We start from the raw sequence: 14,093 nt of genomic DNA on the forward strand, positions 1-14,093 counted from the left end.
GCGCGCGGCCGTCGCCGGTCACGGGCGGTCCCCCGGCTACGAGGCGGGGTGGTGTGTCTCGGGGTCCTTGCGCAGCGTGGTGGAGATCGCCAGACCGGTTTCCCGTGAGAGAGGACCGGAAGCCGGCACGCCCAGCTGGGTGGCCAGGTCACGGCCGTACAGATCGACGATCGCCTCGATGAGGTCGGCCAGGACCACCACGGTGTCTCGGGCGCGGATCCAGCCGGTGACGGCGAGGGCGAGGGCCACGGGCAGTGCGGGCCACCACCACCAGGCCACGAGCAGGTAGAGCAGCGCCCAGCCGACGAGCCTCGCCGCGGCGACATAGGCGTCACGGGCGACGATCAACTCGGTGCGGGCGGCATCGGGGACGAGCAGCCAAAGGCGCGGCCACGCGCCGGTCAGATCGAGATCGTAGGCCGTGTGCACACGCTGATCGGCGGCGCGAAGCCGGTCTCCTATCCAGGTGGGACGCCGGGGAGGGACGAGACCGATCGCGTCGCGGGCGGCGATCGCCGCCGCGACGTCCGGGACGGGGCCGTCCGCCGGCACGCCGGCCTGGGCTCGGACCGCCGCCTTGATCTGGGTCTGGACGTCGGCGTCGGCGGCGTCCCAGCCTTTCCGCCTGCGCTTGGTCAGCAGGCGGGCGGGCCAGCGCCGGCCTTCGGCGGTCCAGACTCGTTCGGTCAGCCGTCCCAGCCCGCCGGCGGCGAACCCGGCCGCGGCGGCGGCGGCCAGGACACCTGTGACGGTGAGCAGGAGCGCGGCGGACGTGGAGGCGGCGGGCCGGGCGGCGAGCCGGTCGATGGCCCCGGCAAGCCGGCCGACGTCCAGGGCATGCTCGTGGCGCAGGGTGAGGGCGACCGTCAGGCAGGCCAGATAGACCAGTCCGGGCAACACCAGCAGGGTCAGCCATCGTTCCGCCAGTTTCCTGCCCAGCTCATCCAGGAAACCGCTCACGTGGCCACCCGTACCAGGACGAGTGAATGCCCGGTGGCGGCGCACACCGGCGGCGGCCCTTGCCGAGCCTCCGTCTCCACCCGGCTGCACGGCTTGGGGGCGGGACACGCCCACGCCTGCACGACCGGATGCCCGCCGCCTGTGCCGGCGAGGGGTTGGTACGTACGCTCCGGCTGAGTGATCGCCCCGAGGCCGAGCCTGGCCATCGCCTCGTCCAGCGCGTCCAGATGGTGCTGGAGCGATCCGTCGTCTCCATCGCCGACGGCGGCCACGATGTCACGCAACGTCCGCCCCGAACCGGACTCCTCCGCGTAGTCCCACAGGTCGTCGTCGCCCAGCAGAGCGCACAGCCGCTCGACCCGTTCGGCGATGTCCGCCATCAGCCGTACCTCTCCTTCGCCGCACGCTCTCCAGGCCCCCGTTCGGCGGAACCCTTGCCGGAAAGGGGCTGATGACCCGCAGTGAGCTTAAGGGGATGAATCGGGACCTGCCAGATCTTTGATGACATCCCCACCGTCTCCCCGGTTGCTCGCGCCGCTCTGGAGAACAGCGCCCAGGGGCGGGGACGCCGCGGCGTGGCGCGATCGGCGACGGGCGGCCCGATACGCCGGCCGGCCGTTCTACCGAGGTGGAACGGAACCCTCGCCGAGGTCCATTCGAAACCGCCACAGACATACTTGAACCTGTTATCGCACCGCGACCGAAGACCCGGCGGCGCGAGAGCCGGTACCAAAAGAGCGGCAAGGGAGCACGTATGAGTTTCAGCCAGCTGTCCCACCTGGAGTGCGGCCGGTGCGGAGCCGATCATGACAGCGAGCGGCCACAGAACCTGTGCACGAAGTGCGGGTCGCCGCTGCTCGCCCGCTACGACCTGGCGGCGGTCCGTGCCTCGCTGAGCCCCGCGGAGTTCGCCCGGCGCTCCCCCGACCTGTGGCGCTATCACGAGCTGCTGCCGGTGAGGAACCGGGAGTCGGTGGTCACCCTGGGCGAGGGGATGACGCCGTTGCTGCCGATGGCGCGGTACGGCGAGCGGATCGGCCTGCCGCGGCTGCTGATGAAGGACGAGGGGCTGATCCCCACCGGCTCGTTCAAGGCCCGGGGCGCCGCGGTCGGGGTGTCCCGCGCGGCCGAGCTGGGGATCAAGCGGCTGGCGATGCCGACCAACGGCAACGCCGGTGCCGCCTGGGCGCTGTACAGTGCCCGGGCCGCGCTGACCGCCACGATCGTGATGCCCGTGGACGCACCGGAGATCACCCGGCGGGAGTGCGTGGCCGCGGGCGCCGACCTGCACCTGGTCGACGGTCTGATCAGCGATGCCGGGCGGATCATCGGCGAGCTGATCGCGGCCTCGGAAGGCCGGGTCTTCGACGCCTCGACGCTCAAGGAGCCCTACCGCATCGAGGGCAAGAAGACCATGGGCATCGAGATCGTCGAGCAGCTCGGCTGGCGGATGCCCGATGTGATCCTCTACCCGACCGGCGGCGGAGTGGGTCTGATCGGCATCCACAAGGCCCTGAACGAGCTGCGGGAGCTGGGCTGGATCTCGGGTCCGCCGCCGCGGCTGGTCGCGGTCCAGGCCGAGGGGTGCGCGCCGATCGTGCGCGCGTTCGAGCGCGGGGAGCGGGAGAGTCAGTACTGGGAGGGCGCCCGCACCGTGGCGTTCGGCATCAACGTGCCCAAGCCCCTCGGCGACTTCCTCATCCTGGACGCGCTCGCCGAGACCTCGGGGACCGCGGTCACGGTCACCGACGCCGAGCTGCTGGCCGAGCTGCGGGAGGTCGCGACCCTGGAGGGGGCTTTCGTCTGCCCTGAGGGCGCGGCGGCCTTCGCGGCGGCCCGCAAGCTGCGCGCGTCGGGATGGATCGGCGCCGACGACGAGGTCGTGGTGCTGAACACCGGAGCGGGCCTGAAGTATCCGGGGACGGTCTCCGTGGACGCCCCGGTCCTGGCGGTGGACGCCCACCTCACCTGACGCTCACCCGAGCGGGCCCTCGCGCCGCCGGAAGGCCGGACCGGACGAGGTCCGCCGCCGTCCCGCCCGGTTACGCGGATTTGGTGGGGCGCAGCACCCTCTGCGCCTCCGCCATCAGCTTGATCCCCACCAGGAGGGCGACGAACGAGAGCGGGATGAGGACGATCGACAGTTCGGCCGGCCAGCCCAGCAGCCGGGGCAGCGCCGTCGAAACGACGAAGAACGCGAAACACAGCAGCGACCACGCGTACGACCTCACCCGCGACGCCGGGATCCGTCTGGGCATCCTGCGGGGTTTCCGGCCCGTCACCAGCAGATGAACGCCGTACACGGCCATGAGGCATCCGATCGCCACGATGGCCCAGCCGAACACGATCGCCAATGCGTGCAGACTCATCGGAACCACACCTTCGCCGTCGGCGGCGAGCAGAACGACCTTTCCGCTCGCCGGCCGCCTGCCCGGCGAGGGACCGGGCAAACCATCCGCCCGGGTCGGGTGAGCGACGGCACACGGGCCTCACCGTCCATCCACCCGGGTCGGGTGGGCGACGGCGTCCGAGTCTCACCGTCGACCGAACCGAGGACGCGCCGACGATCTGGACGGCAACCTGGACGGCGACCCGGATGGCCACCTAGACGGCGACCTCTGCGGCGGCGGACCGCTTACGCGCACGGTAGGCCGCAGCTTTCACCTTGTTGCCGCAGGTTTGCATCGCGCACCATTCGCGACGCCCGCCCCGTGAGTGGTCGAGGTAGATCTGGGTGCACTCGGGGCGGGTGCATTCCTTGAGGGGCGGGGCATAAGGACCGCCGAGGATGTCGATCGCCTCCCTCGCCACCGACGACATCGCCTGCCCCGCCGTCGCCTCCCTCCGCCGACCGTCCCGGGTGAGGCGCGGGATCGCGGAGGGCGTGCCCGCCACGCGGTTCACGAGCGTGAGCGCGTCCTCGTCGTACCCGTCGTTCCTCATTCGCGCGATGACGAGCGCGTAGATCGCCTCCCGCAGCGCGATCGCGTCATCGAGGTCCGCCGGGCCGGCGTCGCCGCCGCCGGCGTCGACGAGTCCGGATTCCCGGAACCACGCGTCCAGGCTTCGCGGGGACGTGAGCACGTCCGTCGGCACGGGGTTGCGCCGCGCCCGCAGTGTCCCGACGAAATCGAGAGCCAGGTTGCCACAGGGAAATGCATGCTCCATGTCACCAGTCTGACGGGTGATGAGCTCGCGAACAAGACTTGTCACCCCTCAAGATGGTGACGAAGCATCACGCGTCACCTCCTTGACTGGTGATGGAAAACCGTGCCAGGATCATCACCAGTTGGGCCGGTGACGCACAAGGATGCAAGCCTCGCCGGGTCACGATCGAGAGGACACACGATGAACCTGAAGCTCGAAGTGCTGACGCTCCCCGTCTCCGACGTCGATCGCGCCAAGGCCTTCTACGAAAATCTGGACTTCCGGCTGGACGCCGACTTCGCCGTCGGCGAGAACTTCCGCGTCGTACAGCTGACGCCCCCCGGTTCCGAGGCGTCCATCATCATCGGCAACGGGGTCACGTCGGCGGCCCCGGGCTCCGTCCAGGGCCTGCACCTCGTCGTCACCGACATCGTCGCCACCCAGGCCGACATCGCCGCGCGCGGCGTCGACATCAGCGAGGTGTTCCACGACGCCGACGGGGTGTTCCACCACGCCGGAACGGAAGGACGCGTCTCCGGCCCGCACCCGGAGCGTCGCAGTTACAAATCGTTCGCCTCCTTCAGCGACCCCGACGGCAACGGCTGGGTACTCCAGGAAATCGTCACCCGCGCCCCCGGGCGCTGACCCGGCACCGGCCCTGACGACACGAAGAGGATCGACGATGGACCCGGCCACGAACGACATCCTGCTCGACGCGCTCAACCGCGCGGCCGAAGCCCATGGCGTCTACGAGGCGGAGGTGCTCGGCGGAAAACGTGACGACGGCTGGCCGCAGTGGTACGCCCGGCACATGACGCGCACCCTGGCCGAGGCCGGCTACCGGCTCGTCGGGCCGGCCGACCCCGGCGGACGCGGTCTCCCGTAGCCGGCTTCGACAAGGCGAGCGCCACCGTGGACACAGATGGAGCCCCCGCAGGGGAAGAGCGGGGGCTCCATCTGTTTCACGTTCCCTCCTGGGTACGGACGCGCCATATGCCCCAAAGGTTGACCTATATGCCAAAACAGTCGAAAACTTCACCGCAGCGGGGATTCGAGCCGGACGGATTCGCCCCGCTGCCGCGAACGGCGTCCGGTCCGGTCCAGCTCGGGTGACCGCGCCCATCCCGGCCACCGCACGCGCCCGGACCGGCCCGGACCACCGGCCGTTACTTCGACGGCGAGACGGAGGCGCGCGCCTCGGAGGAGGCCTGTGACCCGGACTATCGCCGGCTCCTCGGCGAACTGACGCAAGCACTGCCGGCCGGCTTCTGACCGCTCGCACCCCCTGACCGCACGCGACAGCCCGTCTCGCGAGACCGGCCGTCGCGTGCGCCTCGCCGGGCACCGGCTCGCCGCCCCGGCCGATCGACCACCCGCCTGCCGCGGGCTCCGTGTCTCCGTACGCGATCGTGTTCGGCACGTGCCAGATATGCCGCGATCGAGACAAGATCGAGACAAAACGGCCACCAAAAGACATTCGAAATGCATAGATCATTCTTGGGATCCTCTTTGGGAGCTACTGACCTATTTCCCGTCTGGATTTTCCAGGTTTGCATCGATCTTTTGGGAAGGTTCGCCAATGTCTTTGCCGCGTCAGGGGGTGGGCCGTATGGCGCCACCCGCTTTCCGTAGTCCGCGATCAGCACGCCGCGGAGCCGCGGCACTGGGGCTCGCCGTCACGATGACCCTTGCCGGGCTTGCCTCGATCTCGGCCCCCGCCGCCGCGGCGGCCCCCGTCGGACCGGTCTTCGAGAACGGCATGGCCCAGCCGGTGTTCTCGTCGAACCGCAACGACTGGATCCGCGAGGAGATGTGGGTCGAAACCCCGATCGACAGTGACGGCGACGGCCGGAAGGACCGGGTGCACGCCGAGGTCACCCGGCTCCAGGAGACCGAGACGGCAGGCTTGAAGTCGCCCGTCGTGTACGAGGCCAGCCCCTACTACGCGGGTGGCAACGAGATCACGAACCACAACGTCGACCACGAGCTCTACCAGGCGGTCCGCCCGGGCAAGGGCCGGATGGACCGCGGCGGTTCGGTGAAGGACCCGGCGACCGACGAGCGGCTGGCCGTGGCGGCCGACGCGGCCGACGTCGGCAGGCTCTCCGCCGACCCCGGCCCGCAGCCCGCCATCAGCACCAGCCATGAGTCCAACTGGCTGCCCCGCGGTTTCGCGGTGGTCCACGCCGAGTCGCTGGGCAGCGGCAAGTCCGACGGCTGCCCGACCACCGGTGGGACCAACGAGACCATCGGCGCGAAGTCCGTCGTCGACTGGCTGAACGGTCGCGCGAAGGCCTACGACGCCACCGGCAAGGAGGTCAAGGCGACGTGGACGACCGGCAAGGTCGGCATGATCGGCACCTCGTACAACGGCACCCTGCCCAACGCGGTCGCCAGCACCGGCGTCAAGGGCCTCGAGGCCATCGTCCCGATCTCGGCGATCTCGAGCTGGTATGACTACTACCGCGCGAACGGCGCGGTGGTCGCCGCCGGCGGCTACCAGGGCGAGGACGCCGACGTGCTCGCGGAGTACGTCTACACCCGCGCGGACAAGGACATCTGCCGGAGCGTCATCGAGGAGCTCGAGAAGGAGCAGGACCGGGTCACCGGTGACTACAGCGACTTCTGGGACGAGCGCAACTACATGAACGACGTCCGGAAGGTCCACGCCGCGGTGCTGGTCGCGCACGGGCTCAACGACTGGAACGTCAAGACCAAGCAGGCCGCGCAGTGGTATGAGGCGCTCAAGGCGCGCGGGGTGCCGCACAAGATCTACCTGCACCAGGGCGGCCACGGCGGCTCCCCCAGCGTCGACGTGCTCAACCGCTGGTTCACCCGCTACCTGTGGGACTACAAGAACGGCGTGGAGAAGGACCCTCGTGCGCTGATCCAGCGCGAGGACAGGACGCTGGTGGAATACCCCGAGTGGCCTGAGCCGTCCGCGAAGGACGCCAAGCTCAACCTGGCGCCCAGCACGGACGGGACCGCCGGCGTCCTCACCGCCGGCAAGATCCGCCGGGGCAAGCCGGTGACCGAGACCATCGTCGACGACGCGTCCCAGCGGGCGCAGACCCTCGCCGACGCCGCGACGTCTCCCAACCGCCTGGCCTACAAGTCAGGGACGCTGCCCGGTGCGGTCCGGCTCAGCGGCACGCCGGAGGTGTCGCTGCGGATGTCCTTCGGACAGCCCGCCGCGAACGTCACGGCGCTGCTCGTCGACTACGACCAGAACGGCAAGGCGAAGATCATCACCCGGGGCTGGACGGACCCGCAGAACCGCAAGTCCATCTCCAAGAGCGAGCCGATCAAGCCGGGCCACTCGTACGACCTCGACTTCGACATGCAGCCGCATGACTATGTGTTCCCCGCGGGACACCGCATCGGCGTCGTGCTGCTGTCGAGCGACTACGAGTACACCATCCGGCCCACCCCCGGCGCGACGCTGCACCTCGACACGGCGAAGAGCACGGTCAAGCTGCCGCTCGTCGGCGGAGCCGCCGCGCTCACCGCGGTGAACGGCTGACCCCGAGCCTGACGGCAGGGCGGGCCGCCACCCGGCGGCCCGCCCGGTCCGGCTTCGACGAAACAAAGTATTTTCAAGAGAAAGGATCATCGTTACGCTCGCCCCATGAACCCCATGCACCCCCCACGATGGCTGGCGGCCGTGGTATCGGCCGTGGTACTTACCTCAGGTTTATCCATGGCGACTCCGGCCCAGGCTCACGACAGGGCACCGCGCCCCTCCGACACCTTCCTGCGTGGCCTCGACCTCGACCGCGCCACCGTCCTCGACATGCAGAGCGCCATGGATCGGAGGCGCTTCGACTCGGTGTCGCTCACCCGGTTCTACCTCGACCGCATCCGCACGGTGGACCCGATGCTGCACGCGGTCGTCCAGACCAACCCCCTGGCGCTGAAGGAGGCCGAGCGCAGCGACCAGCGCAGGCGGCACGGCGCGCGCGGCGCTCTGGAGGGCATCCCGGTCCTGCTGAAGGACAACGTCGACACCACCGGGCCACTCCGTACGACCGCCGGCTCGGAGGCGTTGCTCGACTCCCGGCCCGCACGCGACGCGTTCCTGGTCCAGCGGCTGCGCGACGCGGGTGCGGTGATCCTCGGCAAGGCCAACCTCTCCGAGTGGGCGAACTTCCGCTCCGGCCCCTCCTCCAGCGGGTGGAGCGCGGTCGGCGGCCAGACCAACAACCCCTACGTCCTGGACCGCAACCCCTGCGGTTCGAGCAGCGGCTCGGCCGTCGCCGCCGCCGCGAGCCTGGCTGCGGTGACCATCGGCACCGAGACCGACGGCTCCATCGTCTGCCCCGCCGGCGTCAACGGCGTCGTCGGCATCAAGCCCACCATCGGCCTGGTCAGCCGCTCCGGAGTGGTCCCGATCTCGGCGCAGCAGGACACCGCCGGCCCGATCACCAGGAACGTCACCGACGCCGCCGCCGTGCTCTCGGCCATCCAGGGCGTGGACCGGCGCGACCCCGCGACCGTGCCCGGCGGCAACCGCGACTACCTCAAGGCACTGAAGCCGGGCGCGCTGGCCGGCAAGCGCATCGGCGTGTGGCGCTCGGTCACGGGAGACAACCAGGAGGTGCTGGCCACCCTGGACGCCGCCGTCGCCACGCTGCGGGCCAAGGGCGCGACCGTGGTCGACAACCTCGAACTGGAGGGAATGGACCAGGTCGGCGAGCCCGAGTTCACGGCCCTGCTGACCGAGTTCAAGCACGACCTGAACGCCTATCTGGCCGCCACTCCGGGACGGCACCCGCGCGACCTGGCCGGGCTGATCGAGTTCAACCGGCGGCACGCCTCGACCGAGCTGCGCTACTTCGGTCAGGAGCTGTTCGAGCAGGCGCAGGCGACCACCGGCGACCTCGACAACCCCGAATACCTCGCGCTCAGGAAGAAGGCGACCACGCTCGCCCGGCAGGCGATCGACTCCGCGATGTCCGCGAACCGGCTCGACGCGGTGTTCGCCCCGACCAACTCCGGCGCCTGGCTCACCGACCTGGTCAAGGGCGATGACTTCACCGGATTCGTGTCCTCGTCCGTGGCCGCGGCCGTCTCCGGCTACCCAGCGATCACCGTCCCCGCCGGCCATGCCAGGAACGTCCTGCCGCTCGGCGTCACCTTCTTCGGCGGCCGCTTCTCCGAACCGACCCTGATCGCCCTCGGATACGCGTTCGAGCAGGCGACCAAGGTACGCAAGCCGCCGACGTACCTGCCGACGCTGCCCTGACCCGAGGGCCTCGCCTGCCGCGGGGCCCGTCTCCTCTATGAATGCGCGAGCGAGCCCCCCAACGGCACGCTCGCCTGAGCGTCCCGGCGGGCGCCGCGGCATCGTGCCGCCCGCCGGGACGTGGTCACTCCGCCCTTCGCGCCCTCACCGCCGGCGTCTGCCTCGATCACGCCTTTCGGCCAGGGTCATCCCACCCCCAGCTTTCCGGTGCCGTACGGACTCGCCCGCCCGGAGAACGGCCGGGGTGAAGGCGGTCGACGATCTCATGTCGTCCTTACGCCGGAAGCCTCCGTGCGGTTCCGAGAGCGCGGCCGGCTCGATTCCTCCAAGACAACGTTGTCAATACTGATCGCGAAACCTCGTCGAAGCGGTCCGTTCGTTCTCCCGGAGCGCCCGGCCTGGTCAGGTGAGAGAGGCGACGCCGCGACCGGCGTACGCCTCCGGGGCGAGCACCAGGGCCCCGGCGCCGGCCAGGCCGGCGGAGTTGCCGAGACTCGCCGTCGTCACCGTCAGCCCCCGCAGGAAGGCCAGCCGGCCGTGTTCGGCGACGGCCGCCCGCAGCGGCGGGAAGAGCAGGTCGTGGGCGGCCGCGACACCGCCGCCGATCACCACCCTCGACAGGTCGCAGACGGCCGCCGTCGAGACGATGCCCGCCGCGAGGGCACGGCCGGCGCGCCGGAACGCCTCGCTCGCGTACGGGTCGCCGGCCCGGGCCGCGTCCGCGAGGTCCACGCCGGTCGGTGCCGCGACGGGCGCCCGCCACCCGGCGCCCAGCGCCCACGCGACCATGCTCGGCCCGCTGCTCATCGCCTCGACGCAGCCGCGCCCGCCGCACGGGCAGGGAACGCCGTCGAGGTCGACGACCACGTGGCCGAGGTGCCCGGCGTTGCCGCTCGGGCCCGCGACCAGGCGCCCGGCCTGGATCAGGCCGCCCCCGACGCCGGTGGAGACGACGATGCCCAGCAGGTCGTCCACGCCCTGCCCGGCGCCGCGCCAGTGCTCCCCCGCCGCGGCGCAACTGCCGTCGCCGGCGAGCCGGACCGGGACCCCGGGGACCAGTTCGGCGAGACGGTGCAGGAGCGGGAAGCGGCGCCAGGCCGGGATGTTGACCGGGCTGATCGAGCCCTCCGGCAGGTGGATCGGTCCGGCCGAGCCCACTCCGACGCCGGCCACCCGCGCCGTGCCGGCCGCCGCCCGCACCTCCGAGACGAGGTCGGCCACCGGCCGCCAGACCGCCTCGGGGTCCGGGGAAACGGCCGTCGGCCGCACCCGGCGCTCGGTGACGGTCCCGTCGGCGGTGACCAGGGCGGCGGCGACCTTGGTTCCGCCGATGTCGACGGCGAGAGCGAGATCGGACATGGGACTCCTAGGGCTCGGACAACGTTGTCACGATAGCGGGCGGGTACCTGTATGGTTCACGCATGGCTAGCGACGTCGGCCGTACGAGGCGGCCCACCATGGCGGACGTGGCGACTCGGGCCGGGGTGAGCCTGAAGACCGTCTCCCGGGTCGTGAACAACGCGCCGCACGTCCAGCCCGAGCTGATCGAGCGGGTGCTCGCCGCCGTGACCGAGCTCGGTTTCCGCCGCAATCCCCTGGCCAGCTCGCTGCGCTCCGGGCAGGCGACCGCCACGATCGGGCTGCTGATCGAGGAGATCGCCAACCCGTTCTACGCGACGATCGCGGGAGCCGCGGCCGAGATCGCCCGGCAACACGACATGATGCTCATCATCGCCAGTTCCGAGGAGGACCCGGCGCGCGAGCGGCAACTGCTGCGGGACATGTGCGCCCGCCGCGTCGACGGGCTGCTCGTGGTGCCCGCCGGTGACGACCACTCGTTCCTGCGCGCCGAGGTCGAGCTCGGCATCCCCGTGGTCTTTCTCGACCGGCCGGCCGGTGGGCTGCTCGCCGACACGGTGCTGCTCGACAACCGCGGGGGCGCGCGGGCCGGGGTGCGCAGGCTCGTCGAGGCGGGTCACCGCCGGATCGGGATCCTGCTCGACTCGATCGGCGTCTACACGATGCGCGAGCGGCTCGACGGCGCGCAGGACGCGCTGGCCCCGGCGGGCGTGCCGTACGACACCGGGCTGGTCCGCGAAGGCGTCCGGGATCCGGCGGCTGCCGCCCGGGCCGTCGCCGAGATGCTCGACCGGCCGAATCCGCCGACCGCCTTCTTCAGCCTGAACAACCGGATCACCCTCGGCGTGATCGAGGAACTGCACCGGCGCGGCAGCGACGCCGCACTGCTCGGGTTCGACGACTTCGACATGGCCCGCCTGGTGCCGTACCCGCTGACGGTGATCGCCTACGACACCCACGAGCTGGCCCGGACCGCCACCGACCTGCTGTTCCGCCGGATCGGGGGAGACCGGTCCTGGCCCCGTACGGTGGTGCTCCCCACCGAGCTGGTGGAGCGGGGCATCCCGCCGCGCCACGCCGGGCGCGAAGCGGGGGCGGCCGCCCATGCGCCGTGATCGTCTCCACCCGGCCGATCCTCCACGGTCCGGCCGCGAGCCGCACCGGCCGGACCTGCGGACCGGGTAACGGATCATGCGAGGTAGAACCCCCCAAATGGTGAAGTGCGTTACAAAACGAACACATTAAGCCAGGCCTGGTTGACATCCCCGCAATGCGGGAGGAGTCTCTACCCGCTGCCTGCCTGACAACGATGTCAGGGCTGATCGGAGGGAATCGAAATCGTTATGCTTGCCGACTTCTCCCTCCCACGGCACCGGATCCGGCCAGGAACCCCATGCGGACGCGGATCTGCCTGTTGGGCGGCGACGAGGCGAAGCGCCCCCGCGCGATCGTTTCCGGCGGGCGTCGCCGGCCGCCCACGACGAGGCGGCGGGGGCTCATCGGCGGTCGACCACAGCCCGTAACGGCACGCGACCGAGGCGTCGACGTACGCTGATTCCGCCCCGAATAGGCGGATGGTTCGAGAAATGAGCGAATCGGGGCTTTGTAGAGTCCCCTCATCTTCGAAACAGGTTTCAGGCCACGGACAAAGGTGCCTGAACTGATGACCCCGGAGGCAACAATGTCATTGGTGACGCGGCGTGGCCCCCTGCGACCGGACGCGCGCGGGCCCCTGCGACCGGACGTGCGCGGCTCCCTCCGGCGGCTCGGGGACGGCGCCCCCGCCGCCGCGCGGCCGTGTCCGGCACGGGCCCTGAGCGGGGTGAGCCGGTCATGAGCGGCGCACCCGTCCTGCTGGAGATGCGTTCGATCACCAAGGAGTTCCCCGGGGTCAAGGCACTCTCCGACGTGAACCTGGTGGTGCGGCCCGGCGAGATCCACGCGATCGCCGGAGAGAACGGCGCCGGCAAGTCCACCCTGATGAAGGTGCTCAGCGGGGTCTACCCGTACGGCACCTACTCCGGTGAGATCCTCTACCAGGGCACGGAGAGCAGGTTCTCCGACATCCGGGCCAGCGAGAACGCCGGCATCGTGATCATCCACCAGGAGCTCGCCCTGGTGCCTGGAATGTCCATCACCGAGAACATCTTCCTCGGCAACGAACCGGGCCGCGGCGGTGTGATCGACTGGAAGGTCGCCAACCACCGGGCACTGGAGCTGATGGCCCGGGTCGGTCTGGAAGAGGACCCGGACACGCTGATCAAGGACATCGGCGTGGGCAAGCAGCAGCTCGTGGAGATCGCGAAGGCGTTCGCCAAGAACGTGAAGCTGCTCATCCTCGACGAGCCCACCGCCGCCCTGAACGAGGCCGACTCCCAGCACCTGCTGGACCTCCTCCGCGACTTCAGGCAGCGGGGCATCACCTCGATCATCATCTCCCACAAGCTCAACGAGATCGCGCAGGTCGCCGACTCCATCACCATCCTGCGGGACGGCCGGACGATCGAGACCCTCGACCTCAAGGCGGACGGCGTCGACGAGGACCGGATCGTACGGGGCATGGTCGGCCGGGAGCTGCACAGCCGGTTCCCCGACCACACCCCCGACATCGGCGAGGTCTTCTTCGAGGTACGCGACTGGACGGTCCGGCACCCGATCTCCGCCGAGCGCCTGGTGGTCAAGAAGTCCAGCTTCACCGTGCGCCGCGGCGAGATCGTCGGGTTCGCCGGCCTGATGGGCGCCGGGCGCACGGAGCTGGCGATGAGCATCTTCGGCCGGTCGTACGGCACCTACGTCTCCGGGCAGATCTTCAAGGACGGCCGGGAGATCGTGCTGCGGTCCGTGTCGGAGGCCATCGAGCACGGCCTGGCGTACGTCAGCGAGGACCGCAAGTCGATCGGCCTTAACCTGCTCGACGACATCAAGACCTCGATGGTGTCCGCGAAGCTGTCCAAGGTCTCCACCCACGGCGTGGTCGACCAGGTGCGGGAGCACCGGGCGGCCGAGAGCTACCGGAAGAGCCTGCGCGTCAAGGCCCCCACCGTCGACGAGGCGGTCACCACGCTCTCCGGCGGCAACCAGCAGAAGGTGGTGCTGGCGAAGTGGATGTTCACCGACCCCGACCTGCTGATTCTCGATGAGCCGACCCGGGGCATCGACGTGGGCGCCAAGTACGAGATCTACGGCATCATCCAGCGACTCGCCGACCAGGGGAAAGGCGTCGTCGTCATCTCCTCGGAGCTGCCCGAGCTGATCGGCCTGTGCGACCGGATCTACACGGTGTTCGAGGGGACCATCACCGGCGACATCGACCGGGGGGACGCCGACCCAGAACTCCTGATGAAGCAGATGACCTCAGCGAAGAAGGCACGGACATCATGAG

12 protein-coding genes are annotated in these 14,093 nt (G+C 70.3%); 7 read left to right on the forward strand and 5 right to left on the reverse strand.

Going from position 1 to position 14,093, the window contains the following annotated elements:
* Positions 1 to 36 precede the first annotated feature (36 nt).
* Together J2853_RS19670 and J2853_RS19675 are read right to left on the reverse strand one after the other, a co-directional pair.
* Positions 37 to 960, reverse strand: a complete 924-nt coding sequence (locus J2853_RS19670) for a hypothetical protein (RefSeq protein ID WP_307559984.1) — start codon at positions 958 to 960, stop codon at positions 37 to 39.
* A complete protein-coding gene (locus J2853_RS19675) occupies positions 957 to 1,340 on the reverse strand; it encodes a hypothetical protein (RefSeq protein WP_307559986.1) in 384 nt (127 codons plus the stop codon). The genes J2853_RS19670 and J2853_RS19675 overlap by 4 nt, the downstream gene beginning before the upstream one ends.
* Positions 1,341 to 1,714: 374 nt before the next feature.
* Here J2853_RS19675 and J2853_RS19680 point away from each other — a divergent pair, with 374 nt between their 5' ends.
* Positions 1,715 to 2,932, forward strand: a complete 1,218-nt coding sequence (locus tag J2853_RS19680) for a threonine synthase (protein WP_307559988.1) — start codon at positions 1,715 to 1,717, stop codon at positions 2,930 to 2,932.
* Between the two features lie 70 nt (positions 2,933 to 3,002).
* Here J2853_RS19680 and J2853_RS19685 read toward each other — a convergent pair whose 3' ends face one another.
* Together J2853_RS19685 and J2853_RS19690 are read right to left on the reverse strand one after the other, a co-directional pair.
* Positions 3,003 to 3,329, reverse strand: coding sequence for a hypothetical protein (locus J2853_RS19685; protein ID WP_307559990.1), 327 nt, complete (start codon positions 3,327 to 3,329; stop codon positions 3,003 to 3,005).
* Positions 3,330 to 3,564: 235 nt separating this feature from the next.
* Positions 3,565 to 4,128 carry a CGNR zinc finger domain-containing protein gene (locus J2853_RS19690; protein ID WP_307559992.1) on the reverse strand — a complete coding sequence of 188 codons (564 nt, stop codon included), beginning with the start codon at positions 4,126 to 4,128 and terminating at the stop codon, positions 3,565 to 3,567.
* Positions 4,129 to 4,308: 180 nt separating this feature from the next.
* Between J2853_RS19690 and J2853_RS19695 the strand changes: the two genes are divergently transcribed.
* The 4 genes from J2853_RS19695 (at position 4,309) to J2853_RS19710 (ending at position 9,352) form a co-directional block, all read left to right on the forward strand.
* Complete coding sequence (locus J2853_RS19695) at positions 4,309 to 4,752, forward strand: VOC family protein (protein ID WP_307559994.1); 444 nt, start codon at positions 4,309 to 4,311, stop codon at positions 4,750 to 4,752.
* Positions 4,753 to 4,789: 37 nt separating this feature from the next.
* Positions 4,790 to 4,993, forward strand: coding sequence for a hypothetical protein (locus J2853_RS19700; protein ID WP_307559995.1), 204 nt, complete (start codon positions 4,790 to 4,792; stop codon positions 4,991 to 4,993).
* 723 nt (positions 4,994 to 5,716) lie between these two features.
* Positions 5,717 to 7,630, forward strand: coding sequence for a Xaa-Pro dipeptidyl-peptidase (locus tag J2853_RS19705; RefSeq protein ID WP_307559997.1), 1,914 nt, complete (start codon positions 5,717 to 5,719; stop codon positions 7,628 to 7,630).
* 177 nt (positions 7,631 to 7,807) lie between these two features.
* Positions 7,808 to 9,352 (forward strand): amidase, encoded by a 1,545-nt coding sequence (locus J2853_RS19710; RefSeq protein WP_307560000.1) that lies wholly within the window; start codon positions 7,808 to 7,810, stop codon positions 9,350 to 9,352.
* A 402-nt stretch (positions 9,353 to 9,754) separates the two neighbouring features.
* Here the strand turns inward: J2853_RS19710 and J2853_RS19715 are convergent, their stop codons facing one another.
* Positions 9,755 to 10,711, reverse strand: a complete 957-nt coding sequence (locus J2853_RS19715; RefSeq protein WP_307560003.1) for an ROK family protein — start codon at positions 10,709 to 10,711, stop codon at positions 9,755 to 9,757.
* A gap of 62 nt (positions 10,712 to 10,773) precedes the next feature.
* Here J2853_RS19715 and J2853_RS19720 point away from each other — a divergent pair, with 62 nt between their 5' ends.
* Positions 10,774 to 11,826 carry a LacI family DNA-binding transcriptional regulator gene (locus J2853_RS19720; RefSeq protein WP_307560005.1) on the forward strand — a complete coding sequence of 351 codons (1,053 nt, stop codon included), beginning with the start codon at positions 10,774 to 10,776 and terminating at the stop codon, positions 11,824 to 11,826.
* 718 nt (positions 11,827 to 12,544) lie between these two features.
* Complete coding sequence (gene mmsA, locus J2853_RS19725) at positions 12,545 to 14,092, forward strand: multiple monosaccharide ABC transporter ATP-binding protein (RefSeq protein ID WP_307560007.1); 1,548 nt, start codon at positions 12,545 to 12,547, stop codon at positions 14,090 to 14,092.
* Position 14,093: the final 1 nt, after the last annotated feature.

This window comes from Streptosporangium lutulentum (assembly GCF_030811455.1).
Lineage (GTDB): Bacteria > Actinomycetota > Actinomycetes > Streptosporangiales > Streptosporangiaceae > Streptosporangium > Streptosporangium lutulentum.

What these genes read in the sequence shown, in the direction of transcription:
- J2853_RS19700 (WP_307559995.1), top strand. Translation starts at nt 4,790, where the DNA reads ATGGACCCGGCCACGAACGACATCCTGCTCGACGCGCTCAACCGCGCG.
- mmsA (WP_307560007.1), top strand. Translation starts at nt 12,545, where the DNA reads ATGAGCGGCGCACCCGTCCTGCTGGAGATGCGTTCGATCACCAAGGAG.
- J2853_RS19680 (WP_307559988.1), top strand. Translation starts at nt 1,715, where the DNA reads ATGAGTTTCAGCCAGCTGTCCCACCTGGAGTGCGGCCGGTGCGGAGCC.
- J2853_RS19705 (WP_307559997.1), top strand. Translation starts at nt 5,717, where the DNA reads ATGGCGCCACCCGCTTTCCGTAGTCCGCGATCAGCACGCCGCGGAGCC.
- J2853_RS19715 (WP_307560003.1), bottom strand. Translation starts at nt 10,711, where the DNA reads ATGTCCGATCTCGCTCTCGCCGTCGACATCGGCGGAACCAAGGTCGCC.
- J2853_RS19685 (WP_307559990.1), bottom strand. Translation starts at nt 3,329, where the DNA reads ATGAGTCTGCACGCATTGGCGATCGTGTTCGGCTGGGCCATCGTGGCG.
- J2853_RS19720 (WP_307560005.1), top strand. Translation starts at nt 10,774, where the DNA reads ATGGCTAGCGACGTCGGCCGTACGAGGCGGCCCACCATGGCGGACGTG.
- J2853_RS19710 (WP_307560000.1), top strand. Translation starts at nt 7,808, where the DNA reads ATGGCGACTCCGGCCCAGGCTCACGACAGGGCACCGCGCCCCTCCGAC.
- J2853_RS19690 (WP_307559992.1), bottom strand. Translation starts at nt 4,128, where the DNA reads ATGGAGCATGCATTTCCCTGTGGCAACCTGGCTCTCGATTTCGTCGGG.
- J2853_RS19695 (WP_307559994.1), top strand. Translation starts at nt 4,309, where the DNA reads ATGAACCTGAAGCTCGAAGTGCTGACGCTCCCCGTCTCCGACGTCGAT.
- J2853_RS19675 (WP_307559986.1), bottom strand. Translation starts at nt 1,340, where the DNA reads ATGGCGGACATCGCCGAACGGGTCGAGCGGCTGTGCGCTCTGCTGGGC.